At 68.7% G+C, this 17,934-nt stretch carries 16 protein-coding genes and 1 pseudogene; 8 read left to right on the forward strand and 9 right to left on the reverse strand.

From position 1 onward, the window contains the following. Nucleotides 1–22 precede the first annotated feature (22 nt). Nucleotides 23–928, forward strand: coding sequence for a LysR family transcriptional regulator (locus ACZ6O0_RS42285; protein WP_465770751.1), 906 nt, complete (start codon nt 23–25; stop codon nt 926–928). On the opposite strand, the gene ACZ6O0_RS42290 is transcribed toward ACZ6O0_RS42285, so the two are convergent. Continuing rightward, nucleotides 925–1,725: a hydroxypyruvate isomerase family protein gene (locus tag ACZ6O0_RS42290; protein ID WP_465770752.1), complete on the reverse strand. Its 801-nt coding sequence runs from the start codon at nt 1,723–1,725 to the stop codon at nt 925–927. The genes ACZ6O0_RS42285 and ACZ6O0_RS42290 overlap by 4 nt on opposite strands. A gap of 216 nt (nt 1,726–1,941) precedes the next feature. Between ACZ6O0_RS42290 and ACZ6O0_RS42295 the strand changes: the two genes are divergently transcribed. The 4 genes from ACZ6O0_RS42295 (at nt 1,942) to ACZ6O0_RS42310 (ending at nt 7,097) form a co-directional block, all read left to right on the forward strand. Then, nucleotides 1,942–3,888 (forward strand): alpha-amylase family protein, encoded by a 1,947-nt coding sequence (locus ACZ6O0_RS42295; protein WP_465770753.1) that lies wholly within the window; start codon nt 1,942–1,944, stop codon nt 3,886–3,888. Next, nucleotides 3,885–4,802: a D-2-hydroxyacid dehydrogenase gene (locus ACZ6O0_RS42300; RefSeq protein WP_465770754.1), complete on the forward strand. Its 918-nt coding sequence runs from the start codon at nt 3,885–3,887 to the stop codon at nt 4,800–4,802. The genes ACZ6O0_RS42295 and ACZ6O0_RS42300 overlap by 4 nt, the downstream gene beginning before the upstream one ends. 30 nt (nt 4,803–4,832) lie before the next feature. Then, nucleotides 4,833–5,498, forward strand: a complete 666-nt coding sequence (locus tag ACZ6O0_RS42305) for a GntR family transcriptional regulator (protein ID WP_465770755.1) — start codon at nt 4,833–4,835, stop codon at nt 5,496–5,498. A 234-nt stretch (nt 5,499–5,732) separates the two neighbouring features. Then, nucleotides 5,733–7,097, forward strand: a complete 1,365-nt coding sequence (locus ACZ6O0_RS42310) for an FAD-binding oxidoreductase (protein WP_465770756.1) — start codon at nt 5,733–5,735, stop codon at nt 7,095–7,097. Nucleotides 7,098–7,155: 58 nt separating this feature from the next. Here the strand turns inward: ACZ6O0_RS42310 and ACZ6O0_RS42315 are convergent, their stop codons facing one another. The 4 genes from ACZ6O0_RS42315 to ACZ6O0_RS42330 form a co-directional block, all read right to left on the reverse strand. After that, nucleotides 7,156–7,677 (reverse strand): hypothetical protein, encoded by a 522-nt coding sequence (locus tag ACZ6O0_RS42315; protein WP_465770757.1) that lies wholly within the window; start codon nt 7,675–7,677, stop codon nt 7,156–7,158. After that, on the reverse strand, nt 7,674–8,258 hold the full coding sequence (locus ACZ6O0_RS42320) for a hypothetical protein (RefSeq protein ID WP_465770758.1): 585 nt from the start codon (nt 8,256–8,258) through the stop codon (nt 7,674–7,676). Before ACZ6O0_RS42320 ends, ACZ6O0_RS42315 begins: the two co-directional genes overlap by 4 nt. A 184-nt stretch (nt 8,259–8,442) precedes the next feature. Continuing rightward, nucleotides 8,443–8,982, reverse strand: coding sequence for a dihydrofolate reductase family protein (locus ACZ6O0_RS42325; protein ID WP_465770759.1), 540 nt, complete (start codon nt 8,980–8,982; stop codon nt 8,443–8,445). Between the two features lie 31 nt (nt 8,983–9,013). Next, entirely contained in the window at nt 9,014–9,577 is a 564-nt protein-coding gene (locus ACZ6O0_RS42330; protein ID WP_465770760.1) for an NADPH-dependent FMN reductase, read from the reverse strand. 96 nt (nt 9,578–9,673) lie between these two features. Between ACZ6O0_RS42330 and ACZ6O0_RS42335 the strand changes: the two genes are divergently transcribed. Further along, on the forward strand, nt 9,674–12,718 hold the full coding sequence (locus ACZ6O0_RS42335) for an AfsR/SARP family transcriptional regulator (protein WP_465770761.1): 3,045 nt from the start codon (nt 9,674–9,676) through the stop codon (nt 12,716–12,718). A gap of 97 nt (nt 12,719–12,815) precedes the next feature. Then, nucleotides 12,816–14,330, forward strand: coding sequence for an LLM class flavin-dependent oxidoreductase (locus ACZ6O0_RS42340; RefSeq protein ID WP_465770762.1), 1,515 nt, complete (start codon nt 12,816–12,818; stop codon nt 14,328–14,330). A gap of 10 nt (nt 14,331–14,340) precedes the next feature. Here the strand turns inward: ACZ6O0_RS42340 and ACZ6O0_RS42345 are convergent, their stop codons facing one another. From ACZ6O0_RS42345 to ACZ6O0_RS42355, 3 genes are all read right to left on the reverse strand, one after another. Next, the gene (locus ACZ6O0_RS42345) at nt 14,341–14,967 is read right to left on the reverse strand and encodes a DUF6308 family protein (RefSeq protein ID WP_465770763.1); all 627 of its coding nucleotides are present in this window, start codon (nt 14,965–14,967) and stop codon (nt 14,341–14,343) included. Between the two features lie 232 nt (nt 14,968–15,199). Next, nucleotides 15,200–16,090, reverse strand: coding sequence for a hypothetical protein (locus ACZ6O0_RS42350; protein ID WP_465770764.1), 891 nt, complete (start codon nt 16,088–16,090; stop codon nt 15,200–15,202). 11 nt (nt 16,091–16,101) lie between these two features. Next, nucleotides 16,102–16,416, reverse strand: coding sequence for a PadR family transcriptional regulator (locus ACZ6O0_RS42355; protein WP_465770765.1), 315 nt, complete (start codon nt 16,414–16,416; stop codon nt 16,102–16,104). 253 nt (nt 16,417–16,669) lie between these two features. On the opposite strand from ACZ6O0_RS42355, the gene ACZ6O0_RS42360 reads away from it, so the two are divergent. Further along, nucleotides 16,670–17,308 carry a LysE family transporter gene (locus ACZ6O0_RS42360; RefSeq protein WP_465770766.1) on the forward strand — a complete coding sequence of 213 codons (639 nt, stop codon included), beginning with the start codon at nt 16,670–16,672 and terminating at the stop codon, nt 17,306–17,308. Between the two features lie 58 nt (nt 17,309–17,366). On the opposite strand, the pseudogene ACZ6O0_RS42365 reads toward ACZ6O0_RS42360, so the two are convergent. Then, nucleotides 17,367–17,934 (reverse strand): annotated as a pseudogene (locus tag ACZ6O0_RS42365) (integrase core domain-containing protein); the annotation flags it as partial.

Here is a 17,934-nt window from a genome sequence, read left to right on the forward strand (position 1 = left end):
ATCGTGTAGCTATTCTGAACAGATGCTGGATCTGCACCGTCTCCGCCTGCTCCGCGAAGTCCACGACCGCGGCACGGTCCATGGCGCCGCCCGCGCGCTCGGCTACACGCCCAGCGCCATCTCGCAGCAGCTGTCAGTTCTGGAGCGAGAGGCCGGGACGCCACTGCTGGAGCGGATCGGGCGCAACGTCCGGCTGACCGCGGCCGGCCAGGTCCTCGTGCGGCACGCGTCGACACTGCTGGAGGGCGTGGAGGCGGCCGAGGCCGAGCTGGCGACGGTGGCGGCGGGCCGAGTGGCCGGGGTGGTCCGGATCGCGTCGTTCCAATCGGCGTTCCTGCGGATCGTGGCTCCCGCCGTACGAACGCTGGCCGCCACGCATCCTGACATCCGGGTCGAAGCCACCGAGGCCGAGGTGGAGCAGGCCGCACCGGCTCTCCGGCTCCAGCAGTTGGACGTAGTCGTCGGCGACGAGTACGACGGCCAGCCCCGAGCCGTGCACGCCGACCTGCGTCGCGAGCCCTTGCTGCGCGAACAGCTCCGCGTCGTCCTGCCCGCAGACCACCCCGAGGCCGCGGCCGACCGCGTCTCGATCGCGCGACTGGCCGGCATCCCCTGGGCGTGCTGCCAGCCCGGCACCGGCCACCGCGAGATGCAGGTGCGAGTCTGCCGCGAGCTCGGCGGCTTCGAACCCGACCTCCGCTACAGCTCCGACGACTTCCTGATCCTGCTCGAGCTCGTCCGTACGACCGGCGCCGGCGCACTCCTCCCGGACCTGGTCCTCGGTCACGGCGCTCCCGGCGTTGCCGTCCGCCTACCGGCCGAGGGAGCCGTCGGACGCGAGGTCTTCCTGCTGACCCGCCGCACCCAGACCCCGGCCGTTGCCGCGGTCGCCGACGCCCTCCGCGCTATCGCCTCCGAAAGCGTCTAGATCCACGCCAGGCTCGACGCGGTGTCCGTGGTCGGCTTGTACTCGCAGGCGGCGACGCCCTGATATCCGGCCGCCTTCAACGCATCCAGCGTCGCGTCGATCGGCAATGCGCCCGACCCCGGCTCGCCCCGGCCGGGACTGTCCGCGAGCTGCACATGCGCGATGTTCGCCCCCAAAGCCGAGGCTGTCGCGACGAGGTCGACGCCGTTGCTGCCCAGGTGGAACGTGTCGAAGAGCAGCGACAGGTTGTCGACATCCTTCAGCGGCCCGTCCAGCAGCGCGAGTACGTCGTCCGCGGTGAGCAACGGATAGCGGCCGTTCAAGCCCTGGGTGAGTGGCTCGATCAGCACAGTGCCGCCGAATCCAGCCACAGCTGCGGCCGCGGACCGGATCGCCGTCGAGGCCGTGGACTCCTGCTCTGCCGGTGACCAGCGATCGTCGAGCTGTCCGTAGAGCAGGTTGAAGAGCCGGCACCCGGTCCGTTCCGCGATAGCGACCACGGCTCGGACGTTGGCGGCCAACTCGTCCTGCCGATCCGGATGCGAAGCGACCCCGCGCTCTCCGCCCGGGATGTCGCCGCCGTAGAAGTTCAGCGCCCCCAGCGGCACCCCGGCGGCCTCGACGGTACGCACGAAGTCGTCGATCTCGGCCGTGGACGGATCGGGTCCGGCGAAGGGCCACCACGACTCGACGACGCGGAAGCCGGCGGCCGCGGCAGCGGCGTAGCGGTCCGGGTAGGGCAGCTCGGTGAAGAGCATCGAGATGTTCGCGCTCAGCTCATGGCCTCGGTAGTCCACGGGCGAAAGGCTAACAGGGGCTCTTGCCAGGCGTGCATTCTTGTCTGACAATTTTGGAACCGACGACTCCGGAGGCGCGATGCACGCCGAGCCCGAGCAGCAGGACCGAGCAGCCGATTCCGATCCGGACTGGCCGTTGGCGGCGACCCGCTGGGCCAGATCACCCTGGTCGAGGACGATCCCGAGCACTTCGACGCGGACTTCTGGCTGCGGCTGATGCGCGAGAGCAAGTCCAACGCGACCTGCATCAGCGCCGGCGGCTACGTCGCGTACTACCCGACCCAGCTCGAGTACCACCACCGCAGCAAGTACCTCGGTGACGCAGACCCGTTCGGCACGCTCGTCGACGGCGCCCGGAGTCTCGGGATGAGCGTGATGGCCCGGGTGGATCCGCACGCGGTCCATGCCGACGCCGCGGCCGCCCATCCCGAGTGGCTCGCCCGTGATCGTGAGGGCAACCCGATCGAGCATTGGGCGTACCCGGGGATCTGGCTGACGTGCGCGTTCACGGCGTACCACCGGGAGTTCATCACAGAGGTGATCCGCGAGATCGTCCGCGAGTACGGCGTCGACGCGGTGTTCGCCAATCGGTGGGAGGGGTACTACGGCATCTCGTACAGCGAGAGCGCTCGCCGGTCGTTCCGGGACGAGACCGGCCTCGAACTGCCGGCGGCCGAGCACGCCGAGGGCTGGCCGGAGTACGTCGCCTGGCGACGCCGGCAGCTCGGTGAACTCGTCGGTGTCTGGGACCAGGCGGTCCGCGACCTGCGACCCCATGCGCGTTTCGTCCCGAACCTCGGGGCTCTGGCCGCGCGGGATCTGGCTCGCGATCTGGCCGAGCCGCTCGCGCCGCTGTTCATCATCGACAAGCAGGGCCGCTCCGGGACCGAGGCGCCGTGGGCGACGGGCCGCAACGGCAAGCGCAACCGCGGTGTCTTCCCCGACCGGCCGGTGCGGCTGATCACGTCGGTCGGGCCTGAGCACAAGTACCGCTGGAAGGATTCGGTCGCGCCCGGCGAAGAGACGAAGACCTGGATCGTCGACGGGTTCGCCCAGGGAGCGCTCCCTTGGTTCACCAAGTTCAACGCGAGCGTGCAGGACCACCGCTGGGTGCAGCCGGTCGTCGATGCCTTCAACCTGCACGCGACCGTCGAGCCGGTCCTCAAGGACCTCGAGATCACCGCGGAGATCGCGCTCCTGGACCCGACCCGGACCGGACAACTCCGCGCCGGCGACCACGATCACGAGGACGGCTTCTACCACGCGCTGGTCGAGGCACGGGTCCCGTTCGAGTTCGTCCCCGACCAGCTCCTGTCCGCGGAGCGGCTCCGCCCGTTCAAGGTGATCGTCCTCGCCAACGCGGAGCAGCTCAGCGACGAGCAGTGCGACGTCCTCCGCCAGTACGTGGAGACCGGTGGCTCGCTGGTGGCGTCGCACCAGAGCTCCTTGTACGACGAACGTGGCGAGGCGCGATCGGATTTCGGGCTCGGCGACGTGCTGGGTGTGCGGCTGGTCGAACCGAGTCGGCCGGTGCAGAACAACTACATCGCGCTGATGGACTCCCATCCGCTGAATGCCGGATTCGAGGACACGACCCGGATCATTGGTGGTACCCACATCCTCGGGGTCGAAGCGCGCGGAGTGATTCCGTTCCGGTTCATTCCGGACTTCCCGGATCTGCCGATGGAGGAGGTGTATCAGCGGGAGGCGCCGGATCGGCCGGCGGTGATCTGCACCGAGAACGCCAACGGCGGCCGGACCGTCTACTTCCCGTTCAACCTCGGCGCGATCTTCTGGGAGGCGCTCCAGTCCGATCACGGCCGGCTGATCGCGAACGCGGTGGGCTGGGCGCTCGGCAAGACGCCCGACGTGACCGTCGACGGCGCCGGCCTGGTCGACGTCGCCGTACACCGTGGGGACACCGGCGTGGCCGTTGCCCTGGTCAACCTCACGAACCCGATGGCGATGCGCGGGCCGATCCGCGAGACACTCCCATTGCCCCCGCAGACCGTGTCGATCGCCGTACCCGATCGGCCCCTGAAGGTCCGGCTGCTCGTGGCCGGCGTCGACGTCGAACCCACGGTCGCGGACGGCCGCGTCGAGGTCGTCATCCCGACCGCCGGCCTGCTCGAGGTCGTACACGTTGATTGGAGCGGCACATGATGATCGTTGTTGTAGGCAAGGAATCGCCGGCGTACGTCGAGGCTGCCGGTGCCGCCCGGATCCGGTTCGTCGACACGCTCGACGACGCCTCCGATGTGTTCGGGGAGATGGAGGCCGTGATCGGCCGGGTGCCGGCGCCGGTGCTGGCCAAGGCGCCACGACTGCGGTGGGTGCACAGCCCGTCGGCCGGGGTCGACGCCGACCTCTCACCCGAGATGCTGGCGTCGCCGGTGGTGCTGACCTCGAGCGCCGGCAACGGCGGGATCTCGCTGGCCGAGCACTCGATGCTGCTGATGCTCATGCTGAACCGCGACGTACCGCGCTGGATGCGGGCGCAGGCGGATCATCGCTGGGACCACTTCGTGCACAGCGAGCTGGCCGGGCTCACGGTCGGCATCTACGGTCTGGGCCACTCCGGCATGGACCTCGCGCTCAAGGCGAAGGCGTTCCACATGCGCGTTCTCGGCGTACGACGCCGGCCGGAGCTGCCCTCGCCGTACGTCGACGAACTGTGCGATCTGGACCGGTTGCTGGCGGAGTCGGACTTCGTCGTGGTCACCGCGCCGCGGACCCCGTCGACGCGAGGGGTGTTCGGCCGGGAGGCGTTCGCGCGGATGAAGTCGTCGGCGTACTTCATCTGCATCTCGCGCGGCGGGATCGCGGACGACGACGCGTTGCTGGAAGCGCTGAAGACCGGGCAGATCGCCGGCGCCGGCCTGGACGCGCACGGCGTCGAGCCGTTGCCACCGGAGAGCGCGTTCTGGTCGTTGCCCAATGTCATCGTGACGCCGCACAACGGAGCGACCAGCACCGGTACGCGGCGCCGTAGTCAGGAGATCGTCGCCGAGAACATCCGCCGCTTCGTGGCCGGGGAAACGCTCCACAATGTCGTTGACAAGAGGGTCGGTTACTAGACCAGTACGCTTGGTCCGCGAGGGGGTGAAGTGGGTACGGATACGCGCCTGGTGCTCGGGCCGTCGTCGCTGACCGACGCCTTGTACGAGTCGGTCCGCAAGCGGATCGTGAACGGCGAGATCCCCCAGGGCGAGAAGCTCACCGAGGTCCGGCTCGCGACCGAGTACAACGTGGCCCGGCCGACCGCGAAGGCGGCCCTCGAGCGGCTCACCGCGCTCGGTCTACTCCGTCGTACGGCGCACAAAACCGCCGTGGTGCCGCTGCTCGACGAGGACGAGATCCGGGACCTGTTCTTCAGCCGCGTCGCGATCGAGAAGGCCGCGGTCTCGGCCCTGGCGGCGACCGGTGAAGTGCCGGCCGACGCCGCCCGCGCCCAGGTCGCGATCGAGTACGCGGCCCGCGACCGGTTGTTCGAGGACCAGGTCGAGGCCGACATCGCGTTCCACTCCGCACTGGTGTCGGCCGTAGGCAGCCGCCGCTTGTCCCGCATGCACGAGCTGATCCTGGGCGAAGTGCACCTGACCATGGGTCAGTACAAGGCCCACCGCAAGGCTGATCCGTCCACGGTCGCCGCCGAGCACGCCGCCATCCTCGAAGCAATCCGCGCCGGCGACCCAACCGCCGCCGCGGACCACCTGACCCACCACCTCAACCAGGCCCAAACCCGCCTCCTCACCGCCCTGCAACAGGACTGAGCCGTTCGGGGGCCCTGTTCTCGGTAGGAAATTTTCGGGGTTGACGAAAGTCGGGTCGCGGGGGAAGGTCGGGGATGAACGGGCGGGTCTGGGGGAGGTCCGCGTTGCCCGTCGGGGGATCAGACGCTCTCTGGGGTGAGGTTTCGCGCTGCGCTCGACGGTGGCGACCGGTCTGCGCGGCCTGCGACGTACGTGCGCACGCCGCTCTGAGGCAGGAACTGTCGGGGAGAGAACATGGGCACGATCGACGACTTGAGGGAACGCACCAGAGGGCAGATCTTCACCGAAGGTGACGAGGGGTACGACGAGGCGCGCAAGGTCCACAACGCGATGCACGACAAGCGGCCGCGGGCCGTGGTGCGGTGCGAGAACGCCGGTGACGTGATGGCGGCGATCGACTACGCGCGGACCAACGCGCTGGATCTCGCCGTCCGCGGGGGATCGCACAGCGTGCCGGGGTTCGGCACGGTCGAGGGCGGTGTCGTCATCGACCTGAGCGGGATGCGGAACGTCCGGGTCAACCCGGTCAGCCGGACCGCCCGGGCCGGCGGCGGCGCGACGTGGGGCGACTTCAACGCCGCCACGCACGCGTTCGGGCTGGCAACGACCGGCGGGATCATCTCGACCACCGGTGTCGGCGGGCTGACCCTCGGCGGCGGGATCGGGTACCTGGCCCGCGGGCTCGGACTGTCCTGCGACAACCTGATCTCGGCCGATGTGGTGACGGCGGACGGGCAGTTCCTGATCGCCAGTGAGAAGGAGAACGAGGACCTGTTCTGGGCGCTCCGCGGTGGCGGTGGCAACTTCGGGGTGGTGACCGCGCTGGAGTTCCGGCTGGCGCCGGTGTCGACGATCTACGGCGGTCCGATGCTGTTCGAGATGTCGGACGCGGCCGCCGTCGTCGCGGGGTTCCGGGACATGATCGGCGACGCGCCCGAGCAGCTCGGCGGGTTCCCCGCGTTCCAGATCGCGCCGCCGCTGCCGTTCATCCCGGAGGACCGGCACGGTGAGGTCTTCGCCTTGATCGTCGGCTGCTGGGCGGGCGATCCCGATCAGGGCGAGGCGCAGATCTCGAAGTTCCGCGAGTTCGCACCGGTGGTCGCCGAGATGGTCGGCCCGATGCCGTACCCGGCGCTCAACGCCGCGTTCGACGGGCTCGTACCACCGGGGCTGCAGCACTACTGGAAGGCGAACTTCGTCACCGAGCTCACCGACGAGGCGATCCAGGCGCACCTGCGGCACGCGCCCGGCCTGCCGGCGGTGAACTCGACCGTGCACATCTACCCGATCGACGGTGCCTGCCACCGCGTGACTCCGAACGGGACCGCGTTCGCCTACCGGGACGCGAACTTCGCCACCGTGATCGCCGGCATGTGGCCGGACCCGGCGCAGAACGAGGCCGGGGTCGAGTGGGTCAAGTCGTACTACGACGACGTCTCCCCGCACTCGGAGTCCGGCGGGTACATCAACTTCATGGCCGACGACGACCAGGGGCGGATCCGCGACAACTACAAGGACAACTACGACCGGCTGGTCGAGGTCAAGCGCAAGTACGACCCGGGCAACCTGTTCCACCTGAACCAGAACATCGCGCCCTAGGCAACAAACGGTCAGCCCGTACGGCGGGTGCCGTACGGGCTGACCGTGTCGGGGTGCGTCAGAGGGTCAGCAGACGCTGGAAGAACGCGCGGTAGCGCTGCAGGGCCGAGCGGAGATCCTCGGTCGAGGGCTCTCCGTCGGACCACTGCTTCTCCAGGTCCTGGTGCTGGCGTTCGAACGTGTCCGACAGGCGCTTGAGCAGATCGTCGACGAGGTTGTCGGCCTCGGTGACGGCCTTGCGCGGGTCGTCCACGAACCCCTGCTGGATGACCTCCCAGCGAGCCCGGAAGTCGACCACGGCATCCGGCGCCACCAACGGCTCCTCCGACGCCTGGGTGGTCGTCGGCTCAGTCGTCGCCATCCGGTCGTCGCGCACGTCGTCGACACGGTCGCCGAGGGCGTCGCTCGCACGATGGTCGCCCAGGGCGTCGCGGCCGTCCAGCCGGTCGTCCGTCATGCGGTCGTCGAGGCGGTCGTCTGTGGTGCGGTCGACCAGGCGGTCGCCGGTCGTCCGGTCGGCGTCGGTCATGACGCGGTCGTCGTCGGTGGTGTCGAAGCGGCGGTCGTCGTTCATGGTCATGCTTGCTCCTTGGCGTCTGTCTGGTGTGTGCGGTGGCGCGCGTGGTGGTCCTCGCTGCCGGCCAGCAATGCGTCGACCAGCGCGCGGTACGACGTCACCGCTTGGCGCAACTCCTCCGTGTCGGTCTCGCCGCGAGCCTGCGCGACCGCGACCCGGTGTGCTTCGCGGTAGTGCGTCGCAACCTCCGGATGCTCGACCGAGATGTCGTTGACGCGCTGATCGAAGTCGTCGACCGGGTACCCCGTTTCGCGCATCATCCGCAGCACCAGCCGATCGGCGTCGCTGACGGCGGCGGCCGGCTGATCGACGAAGCTCTGCTGGATCTCGGCCCACTCCTCCCGGTAGAGCGCGGCGGATCCGCTGCTCAGCGGGACGATGTCGAGTTTCGCCACCCGGCGTTCACGTTCGCGCAGTTCGCGCTCGGCGCTGCGCTGGTCGCCCGACTGCTCGAGCGTGCGCTCGTACTCCGGCCCGAACCGCTGCTGCAGCTGGTTCGATTGTCTGCGCTGATAGACGAAGAACAGCGCGGCCGCCGCGAGCAGAACGACGACGATGATGACAATGGTCAGGACGGTACCCATCAGACCTCCAGTCCGAATCGTGGTGCGGACCTGCGATCCGGCGTATCCGATCGCGAGGACCTGCGACAGGCGGTCCCCAGTGCCGCCTCACATCCCCGAAGCCGGACCGGTACCCACGGACTCGGCGGACAAGCATGCGGCCGGCCACCGATGTCGATCGGTGGCCGGCCGCGGTGCCGGTGTCTCAGGCCTTCGGGGCCAGCTTGTGGACGACGATGCCGGACTTGAACGTTGTCGTGCCGAGCAGTTCGAGGTGGGTGATGTCGAGGTCGATGCCGCGGAACATGTTCTCGCCGTCGGCCAGCACCGGGAAGATCCAGAAGTGGTACTCGTCGACCAGCTTGTGCTCCAGCAGGGTCTTCGAGAACGACCCGGTGCCGTACTTGATCAGGTCGCCGCCGTCCTCCGCCTTGAGCTTCCGGACCGCCTCGGCGGCGTCACCTTCGAGCGGCTTGGCGTTCCACTTCCACTCGGTGACCGTGCGGGTGGCGACGTACTTCGGCATCGCGTTGAAGTGGTCGGTGAACGGGTCACCGCCGCGCTGCGACCACGCGTCCGCGAACCCTTCGTAGGTGACACGGCCGAGCACTTGAGCGTCGACGCCGTCCATCAGTCCCTGGGAGTAGGCCGCGTGCTCGTCGTCCCAGTACGGCGGGCTCCAGCGCTGCGGGTTGTCGATGACGCCGTTCAGGGTGATGAAGGTGGTCTCGATCAGCTTCCTCATTGCACTATCCCTTTCTCAGTGGTGGTCTTTCTCAGTGGTGGTAAGGACGCTTGTGGCGCGCGTCCCGGAGCGCTTCGGCCCACCAGACGAGCTGGTCGAGCATGAGCTTGGCTTCCGCCTCGTAGCCGGCGGAGGGTCGTGGCCAGTCGCCGTCCGCGGTGAACTGCTCCCAGTAGCAGGGCAGTGCGACCGTGTTCCGGATGGTGACCGCGTGCAGTTCGGCGAAGACCTGCCGGAGCTGCACGGTCGCGCAGCGTCCGCCGGTCTCCCGGCCGTAGCTGACGATCGCGACCGGCTTGGCATGCCATTCGTCGTAGTACCAGTCCAGTGCGGTCTTCAGCGGCGCCGGAAAGCTGCTGTTGATCTCCGGTGTGACCACTGCGAACGCATCCGCATTCGCCAGCCTCGGAGCCAGTACGGCGACCTCCGCCGGCGTCTCGTCGTCGGTGTCGGGCAGTGTGCTCGGCAGGTGCGCGGTGGCCAGGTCGACCAGGTCGATCTCGAACTGCTTGGCCGCCTGCCGGGCCAGCCAGTGCGCCACGGTCGGACCGAACCGCCCGTGGCGGGTGCTGCCGATGATCACTGCCAGTCGCATGTCCCGCCTCCTTTCCGATGCCCCAGACTCTGCCCGAGACCGTTTACGGTTTCTTTCCGGTCAGTGCGTGGGTCGGCGGAAAGATAGGGTGCGGCCATGCGTTTCGGGGTGCTCGGACCGGTCACCGCCTGGACGGACGCGGGCACGCCCGTCACCATCCAGGGCCTGAAGGTCCGCGCCCTCCTGGCCGACCTTCTGGTGCACGAGGGCCGCCCGGTCCCGGCCGACCGGCTGATCGACGACCTGTGGGGCTCAGAGCTGCCGGGCAACCCGTCCGGCACGCTGTCGGCCAAGGTCTCGCAGCTCCGCCGCGCCTTCGAGGACGCCGAGCCCGGCAGCCGCGCCCTGGTCAAATCCGGCCCCGCGGGCTACTCGCTCACCGTCGACAGCTCGTCGTACGACGCTCTGGAGTTCGCCGACCGCGTTGCCGCGGGAGAGCTCGATGAGGCGCTGGCGTTATGGCGCGGACCGGCGTACGCCGACTTCGCGGACGAGGCGTTCGTGGAGACGACTGTGGCCCGGCTGACCGAGCAGCGGCTGACTGCTCTGGAGACGTGGCATGAGCAGGGGAGCGGCTCGGTCAGTGAGCTCGCCGACCTCGTCGCTGCGTATCCGCTGCGAGAGCGGCTCCGGGCTTCGCACATGAAAGCTCTCTACCGGAGTGGCCGGCAGAGCGAGGCGCTGGACAGCTACGAGCAGCTGCGCCGGCTGCTGCTGGATGAGCTCGGTCTGGATCCCAGTCCGGAGCTCGTCGCCCTCCACCAGTCGATCCTCACGCAAGAGCTTCCACACGCTCGCACCAATCTCCCAGCGCAATTGACCGAGCTCATCGGACGTGCGGAGGCCGTGGCAGACGTGGGCTCGTGTCTGGCGTCTTCACGACTCGTGACGCTGACCGGGCCCGGGGGAGTGGGCAAGACGCGGCTGGCGCTCGCAGCGGCTGCCGCGGTGGCGGACCGCTTCCCGGATGGCGTCGTACTGGTTGAGCTGGCTGCGGTGACACCAGATGCCCTTTCGGTCAGTAGTTCACTCACCGACGCTGTGCAGGCAGCAATGGATCTGCGGGACGCGAGCGGTTCCGGCGACGGTGTGGTCGAGCGGCTGGCAGCGGTCATGGGCTCCCGGCTCCTTGTCCTCGACAACTGCGAGCAGGTCGTTGCGGAGGTGGCCGAGCTGACCGATCGGCTGCTGGCGGCCGCGCCGGGCCTGCGTGTACTGGCGACGAGTCGCGAGCCACTGAACCTCGCCGGCGAAGTCGTCTGGAGTGTGCCGCCGCTTGACGTCCCATCACCTGCTCTGGAGCTGGAGGCCTTGAGCGAGTGCAGTGCGGTCCAGCTGTTCGTGAGCCGCGCCGCTGCGGCCTCTCGGGACTTCACTCTGTCCGATGAGACCGCTGCCGACGTGTCTGTGCTGTGCCGACGACTTGACGGGATCCCACTGGCGTTGGAGCTCGCTGCGACTCGCGTACGAGCGCTGGGAGTGCGTGGGTTGGTCGCGCGACTCGATGACCGTTTCCGGTTGCTGGCGACCGGGCACCGTGGTGCTGCGCCGCGTCAGCAGACTCTGCTCGCGATGATCGACTGGAGCTGGGAGCTGCTCGATCCGGAAGAGCAGTCCGTGCTGCGTCGTCTCGCCGTCCATGCGGACGGCTGTACGGCGGAGGCTGCGGCCGTGGTGTGCGATGGGGCTGACGTTGTCGACGTACTGGTGCGGCTCGTCGACCGGTCGCTCGTCGTACCCGTGCAAGGGGTCGAGGGGCCGCGCTACCGGTTGCTGGAGTCGGTGGCGGCGTACTGCGTGGACAAGCTGCGGGCGGCCGGTGAGCTCGAGTCGGTGCGGCAGCGGCACCTGTCGTACTACACGTCGTTGGCCGAGGCGGCCCGGCCTGCTCTCTTCGGTGCTGACCAGAGTCGATGGCTGGAGCTGCTCGACGAGGACTCTGCCAACCTGCGGACCGCACTGGACCGAGCTGTCGCCACCGAGCAGTCGGAGCTGGCTGAGCGGTTGGTGGATGCACTCGCTTGGTACTGGTTCCTGCGCGGACGCCATATGGAGGCTCTGCGGTCTCTCGAAGCTGTGCAGGGTTCCGCGCGGGTCGGGGCTTGGCGGGCCGGGTTCAGGTACCTGCTGGGCGACAGCGAGGCCGCGGTCGAGCGAGACCGGTGGACCGAAGCCGCTGATGCCTTCGGGCTGTGGTGGATCGCCTATGCGGCCAGCGATGCCGGCGACCTTCCGACCTGCCTGTCGCTGCTCGAGCGGGCGCTGAAGAGGTTCGAGGCCGACGAGGACCAGTGGGGGGTCGCAGCCGTGCTGGCCGCGCGGGCGAAGCATGCGCACGTCCGGGCGGACCTGCCGGCCTTGTACGACGACGCGTGCGAGAGCATCGGGATCTTCCGCTCGCTGGGGGACCGGTGGGGTGTGCTGCAGGCGACGGGCTGGTTCGGGGCGCATGCCGAACTCGTCGGCGACTTCGCCGAGGCGGAGCGGCTCCACCTCGAGGGCGCGCAGGCCGCGGAGGAGATCGGGTTGTGGCCCGAGGTCGCGAGTGCGCTGGGCATGCTCGGGTGGACGTCGATCCGGCAGGGCCGCTACGAGGCCGCCCGCACGCACGCCGAGCGCGCACTCCGGCTGGCCACTGAACAGGGCCAGCGTTCGACCCAGGCCCTGGCGGAGCTCGTGCTTGGCTTCGCGGCCCGGCGTACCGGCTCGCTGGCCGAGGCGTCGCAGCGCTTGGGAGCTTTGATCGACACCGCGCGCCGGCAGAACGAGTCCGTCCTCTATCTGTCGATCGTCCTGGAGGAACTCGGCTTCGTCCGCGAGCTCCAAGGTGACGTTGCTGCCGCCCTGGAGCTGCATCAGGAGGCGTTCCGGATCGCCGCGGACTTCGAGTCCCTCCGCGGCATGTGCTGGGCGCTGGAGGGAATCGCCGCCTCTCACCCGGACAAGACCCTCGCCGCCACGCTCCTGGGCGCCGCGGCGGCCACGCGAGCCACCGAGAACTATCTGATCGCCGCCACCGAGACCGCAGATCTGGACCGAGCGATCGCCGCGGCTTCCGCCGCCCTGGGCGCGTCGGCCTACGAGGACGCGTACACCACCGGCACGAGCCTGACTCCGGAACAAGCCTTCAGCCTGCTCTAGCTGGTTCGGTCCGCCAGCAGATGTTCTGTGGTTGAGATTATTCGTTCAGCGAAGTAGTTTTGCTCGCGAGCGAACCTCCGACAGGTGAAGGTGAACCATGGACTACGGCCACGAGTTGGTCTTCGGCACGTTCCTGACCCCAGCGGTCGACAACCCCGCGCGGGTGATCGCGCTGGCCCAGCTGACCGAGCAGGTCGGCCTCGATCTCGTCACCTTCCAGGACCACCCGTACCAGCCGCGCCTGATGGACACCTGGACCCTGCTGTCCGTCGTCGCCGCGCAGACCCAGCGCGTGAAGGTGGCCACCAACGTCGCCAACCTTCCGCTGCGCCACCCCGTCGTCCTCGCCCGCAGCGTCGCCACGTTGGACCTGATCTCCGGCGGTCGCGTCGAGCTGGGTCTCGGTGCGGGCGGGTTCCTGGACGCGGTCGCGGCCAACGCGGGGCCGCAGCTGACCGCCGGCCAGAGCATCAGTGCGCTCGAAGAAGCAATCGCGATCATGCGCGAGGTCTGGACTCCGACCGGTGGCGGCATCCGGCTGCCAGGCAAGCACTACACCGTCTCCGGCGCCAAGCGCGGCCCGCAGCCGGCGCACGACGTCGAGATCTGGCTGGGTGCGTACAAGCCCCGCATGCTCGCCCTGACCGGCCGCCTGGCCGACGGTTGGTTGCCGAGCAGTGCGTACGCCGGCCCGGACCAGCTCGCGTCCATGAACAAGATCATTGACGAGGCAGCGGTCGAGGCGGGCCGCGATCCGGCCTCGGTCCGGCGGCTCTACAACCTGTCCGGCCGGTTCAGCGGGAGTGGTGGGTTCCTGCAAGGGCCGGAGGAGCTGTGGATCGACCAGCTCGCCGATCTGACGCTGGGCGAGGGCATGAGCACGTACATCCTCGGTTCCGACGATCCGGACGACATCCGCCGGTTCGCGGAGGTGGCCGCCGGAGTGCGTGAGGCCGTGGAGGCTGCGCGATCGGGGGCTGTCGTCGCTGCTGCCCCTGTGGTTGCCGGCGCGGGTGGCTTCACGGTCGTACCGACTCCACCTCCGGTTGTACGGCGAAGCGCCGTACAACTGCTCGACGAGTCGGAGCGGCCCACGGGTCCGGCGCTGGACCCGTCGCGGACGTATACGCCGTACCAGCTGTCGTCGGGTCAGCATCTGATCGACGTACACGACCATCTGCGCGCGGAGCTCGAGCAGATCCGCGACCTGGTCGAGCAGGTGGCTGCGGGGTCGCTCGGCGTCGGGCAGGCTCGGTCGCACATCAACACGATGACCATGCGGCAGAACAACTGGACACTCGGCACGTACTGCGAGTCCTACTGCCGCCTGGTCACCACACACCACTCACTGGAGGATGCGTCGCTCTTCCCGCACCTCCGGCGAGCCGACCCCGCGCTCGCGCCGGTGGTCGATCGACTGCAGGAAGAGCACCACATCATCCACGACGTTCTGGAGGGCGTGGACAAGGCCCTGGTCGCACTGGTTGACGGCTCAGGCTCCATCGACGGTCTGCGCGCGGCGGTCGACCTGCTGGACGACACACTGCTCTCACACCTGTCCTACGAGGAGCGTGAGCTGGTCGAGCCGCTGGCGCGGCTCGGGGTCATCTAGCGGCTCGGGTTTACTTGGCTTCGCCCAGCAGTGAGGCGAGGATGTCGAGCAGGCGGAGCGTGGGGACCTCGCCGAGCAGCCGCGCGGCCGAGGTCGGCGGCTCGGCGATCAGGCGGACCTGCAGCAGCTTGAAGTCGCGGACGTTCGCCGGGTTCACCAGGTCGCGGTGGATCGCGGCGAGGAACTCCGCTCCCGCCGACGCCGTGCCGTAGGTCATCCGGATGAAGCTGTCGGTGACCGGGTAGAGGTAGGGCCGCTTCAGGTGCAGCAACTTGGACTTCTTGGCGTGGCCGAAGCCGCGGTGGCCGGTGAACTTGTCGTCCAGCGCCATCGCCGCCGCGAACAGCTCGCTGCCCGGCGTCGCGTCCTCCAGCCGCGCGTCGACCGGGATCGCGAGGAACTCCTTCTCCGCCTCGACCTCCAGCAGCCAGGGGATGTCCATCGCGCGCAGGTCGGCGCCGATCACCATGGTGCGGGCCAGGTCCTCCAGGGTCACCTGGTTCGGATCGCTGCCACCGACGCACGTCATCCCGGGCAAGCCGTCGTAGTAATGCAACACGGCGCCGTTGGTCTCGGCGTACAGCCGCAACTGCGCGATCGCCTCGTCGACGACGATCTTCCGAGTACCGATGTTCATGAGCCACACCCTCACACTCTTGGTGGCAGACCCGCCAGCGGGCGGACCATCATCCGAACGGATTCCTCACTGTTTCCGCAGATCGTAGGCGACCCCGCCCCGATCCACACGCCAGGGTCACTTCCCGTAATCCACAACCTGTAACCATCGCGTCCGGAGGCCTCCGATCGCCATAGACTCTCAGTGACAGACCATCAACTGAGCGGAGGCGACCATGGGCCGTGCGCGGCGACTAGTCGCCTTCCTTCTCGCCGACCTGCTGCTGGGGTCGGTGGGTTCCGGGGAGGGCGGTGGCCAGGTAGGCGCCCAGGACGGGCCAGGGGGTGGTGAAGAGGAGGAAGAAGGTCGTGATGCCGGTGAGGGCGTCGTGGATGGCGGCTCGGGGGGAGTCGAGGGGGTGGTCGGGGATGTCGCCGTCCAGGAAGTAGATGCCTGCTTCGTGGTACCAGCGGACTGATTCGGGGACGGCTACGGCGAGGATGCCGGCGAGGGAGGCGAGCAGTACTACGGCGCCGTACTCGAGGCCTGTGCGGAAGGAGTGGGTGATGCGGGTGGCTGTGAAGCTGATGGCGGCGAAGAGGAGTTGGGGGACGCCGACCAGGACCGCGGCGAGGATTCCGGTTCGGTCGCCGGCGAGCATGAGTCTCGAGGCGATGAAGCTGCTTGAGGCGAAGAGGAGACAGCACGCGGCTCCGGCGAGTAGTGGGCCGTGGCCCCAGCCGGTGCGTAGGGCGGCCCAGGTGCAGCCGAGGGCGAAGCGGCGGCGTTCGTGCGGGTTGTCGATGCTTGCTAGTTCGGCGCGCATCGCGGCTCCCCAGTCGGCTCTGGGGCCGCGTCGTCCGGCAGTCGCGCCGGCCAGGAGGCGAGCCGGTAGGTCCGCGCCGCGCGCGACCTTGGCTGCGTGATAGGCGATCGCGGCGGCGGCAACGACGTACCAGATGCCGAGGAACAGCAGGACGCTGGCGAATGCGCCGAGAGATGGGTCTTCGTCGACGATCGTCCAGGCGATCAGCAGCCAGGCGATGAGCACGGCTGCGGCTGCGGCTGTGGCGGCGGCCTTCACTCGCCCGGTACCGGTGGCCTCGGTCTTCGCGCCTGTGCTCGGCGTACGGCGATTGTTCACCTCCGCACCGCCTAGCTCTCGGAGCCTAGGACTCGCGGACGTGCAGCGGGGCGTGGGACGGGACGGAGAAGGTCAGCGACGTACTCTGCTCCGGCTGTCGAGAGCCGGTACAAGTGGCGTGGTGGGCGGCCCATCGGTGCGTCCGCCTCCCACTCGGCATCGAGGTGTCCGCGGTCGGCGAGGCGGATCAGGATCGGGTAGACGGTGCCGGCTTTGAGGCCGGTTGCCCGGCACAGTTCGTAGCCGTGGACCCAGGTCGCCGGCTCTTGCGCGAGTGCTTGCAGGACGGCCATGGACTGCCTGGAAGGTCTGCGGATCCGCGCCATACGGCAAATGTCTACCTATATAGACTTAGCTGTCAATGGTTGGGGTGATGTGGGTGGCCGACTCGCGTGGCATGGCCGGGAGCGGGTTGTTGTGCTGGGCAACGTTTTAATGGGTTGAGGGGTGGTGGGTGGCGGCTCATCATGGCGATATGACTACGACCAGGGAACTGTTGCTGTTGATGCCTGCTGCCGATGTCGCGGCGCGGGTTCAGCAGCAGGGTGGTCGTCGGGGGAGGTCCAGCCGCGGTCGATCGTGATCGCGGCGGTGGTCGCCGGGCTGTTGGCCGGGTATGGGATCGCCATGCCGGTCGGGCCTGTGGGGACCTATCTGGTGGGACTGACCGCCCGGAGTTCGTTGCGGGTGGGAGCTTGTGCGGCCCTGGGGGTCGCCTCGGCTGACGGGCTGTACGCGTTGGTGGCTGCCGTTGCGGGGTCTGCGTTGGCGCCGTTGTTGGTGCCGGTGGTGGGGCCGCTGCGGTGGCTTTCCGTCGTGGTGCTGGTCGGGCTTGCCGTGCTGGGGGCGGTCAAGGCAGTACGGCGGTATCGGGCGCATCGGTTGGGCGGGATCAGTCAGGAGCTGCCGGTCAGTGCGCGGATGGCGTACGCCGGGATGCTCGGGATGACATTGCTCAGTCCGATGACGGTGATCTACTTCGCCGCACTCGTGCTTGGTGGGTCGGGCACGGCCGGCGGCGTGTCGGGGGCGCCACAGGTCTTGGAGCGGGTCGTCTTCGTGGTCGCGGCGTTTGTGGCGTCGGCCAGTTGGCAACTGTTGCTGGCCGGTGGCGGGGCGTTGCTGGGGCGGGCGCTGACCGGGCGGCTCGGGCGGTTGCTGACGGCAATCGGTTCGAGTGTGGTGATCGTCGTGCTCGCGGTGCGGCTGGTCGTCTAGCGGCGGTGACGGCTGGTCTGGCGGGGGTGACGGCTGGTCGTCTAGATGTACCCGGCCATCAGGTTGGTGACAGTCGGCTGGCGGGTGGGTTGCCTCCGAGTGCGGTGTGTCGGCGTTCAGTGTTGTAGAAGGTGAGCCAGGGGTCGAGGGCTGCGGTTCGTTGGCTGTTGGTGTGGAAGATCTGCCGGTAGGCCCACTCGGTTTGCAGGGTGCGGTTGTAGCGCTCGACTTTTCCGTTCTGCCAGGGGCAGTGGGGTTGGATGAACTTCTGGGTGATGCTGTGGTCGGCGCAGACCTCACGCAGTGACCAGCGGTAGGCCCAGGCGTTGTCGGTCATGAGGCGTTCGATGCGGGTGATGCCGTGGTCGGTGAAATAGGCGATGGCGCGGGTGAGGAATCCGGCACAGGTGGCGCCTTTCTCGTCGGGCAGGACTTCTGAGTAGGCCAGGCGGCTGTGGTCGTCGACGAGGGAGTGGACGTAGTCGTAGCCGATCCGGGCCTCTTTTCTGTGCGAAGGTCTGGCCGTGTTGCCGGCCGTGGGCTTTCCAGCCGCCGCCGTCGTGGATCCGGCCGATCTTCTTCACGTCCATGTGCACCAGCTCGCCCGGCCGGTCACGTTCGTAGCG

Source organism: Kribbella sp. NPDC048837, assembly GCF_055586945.1.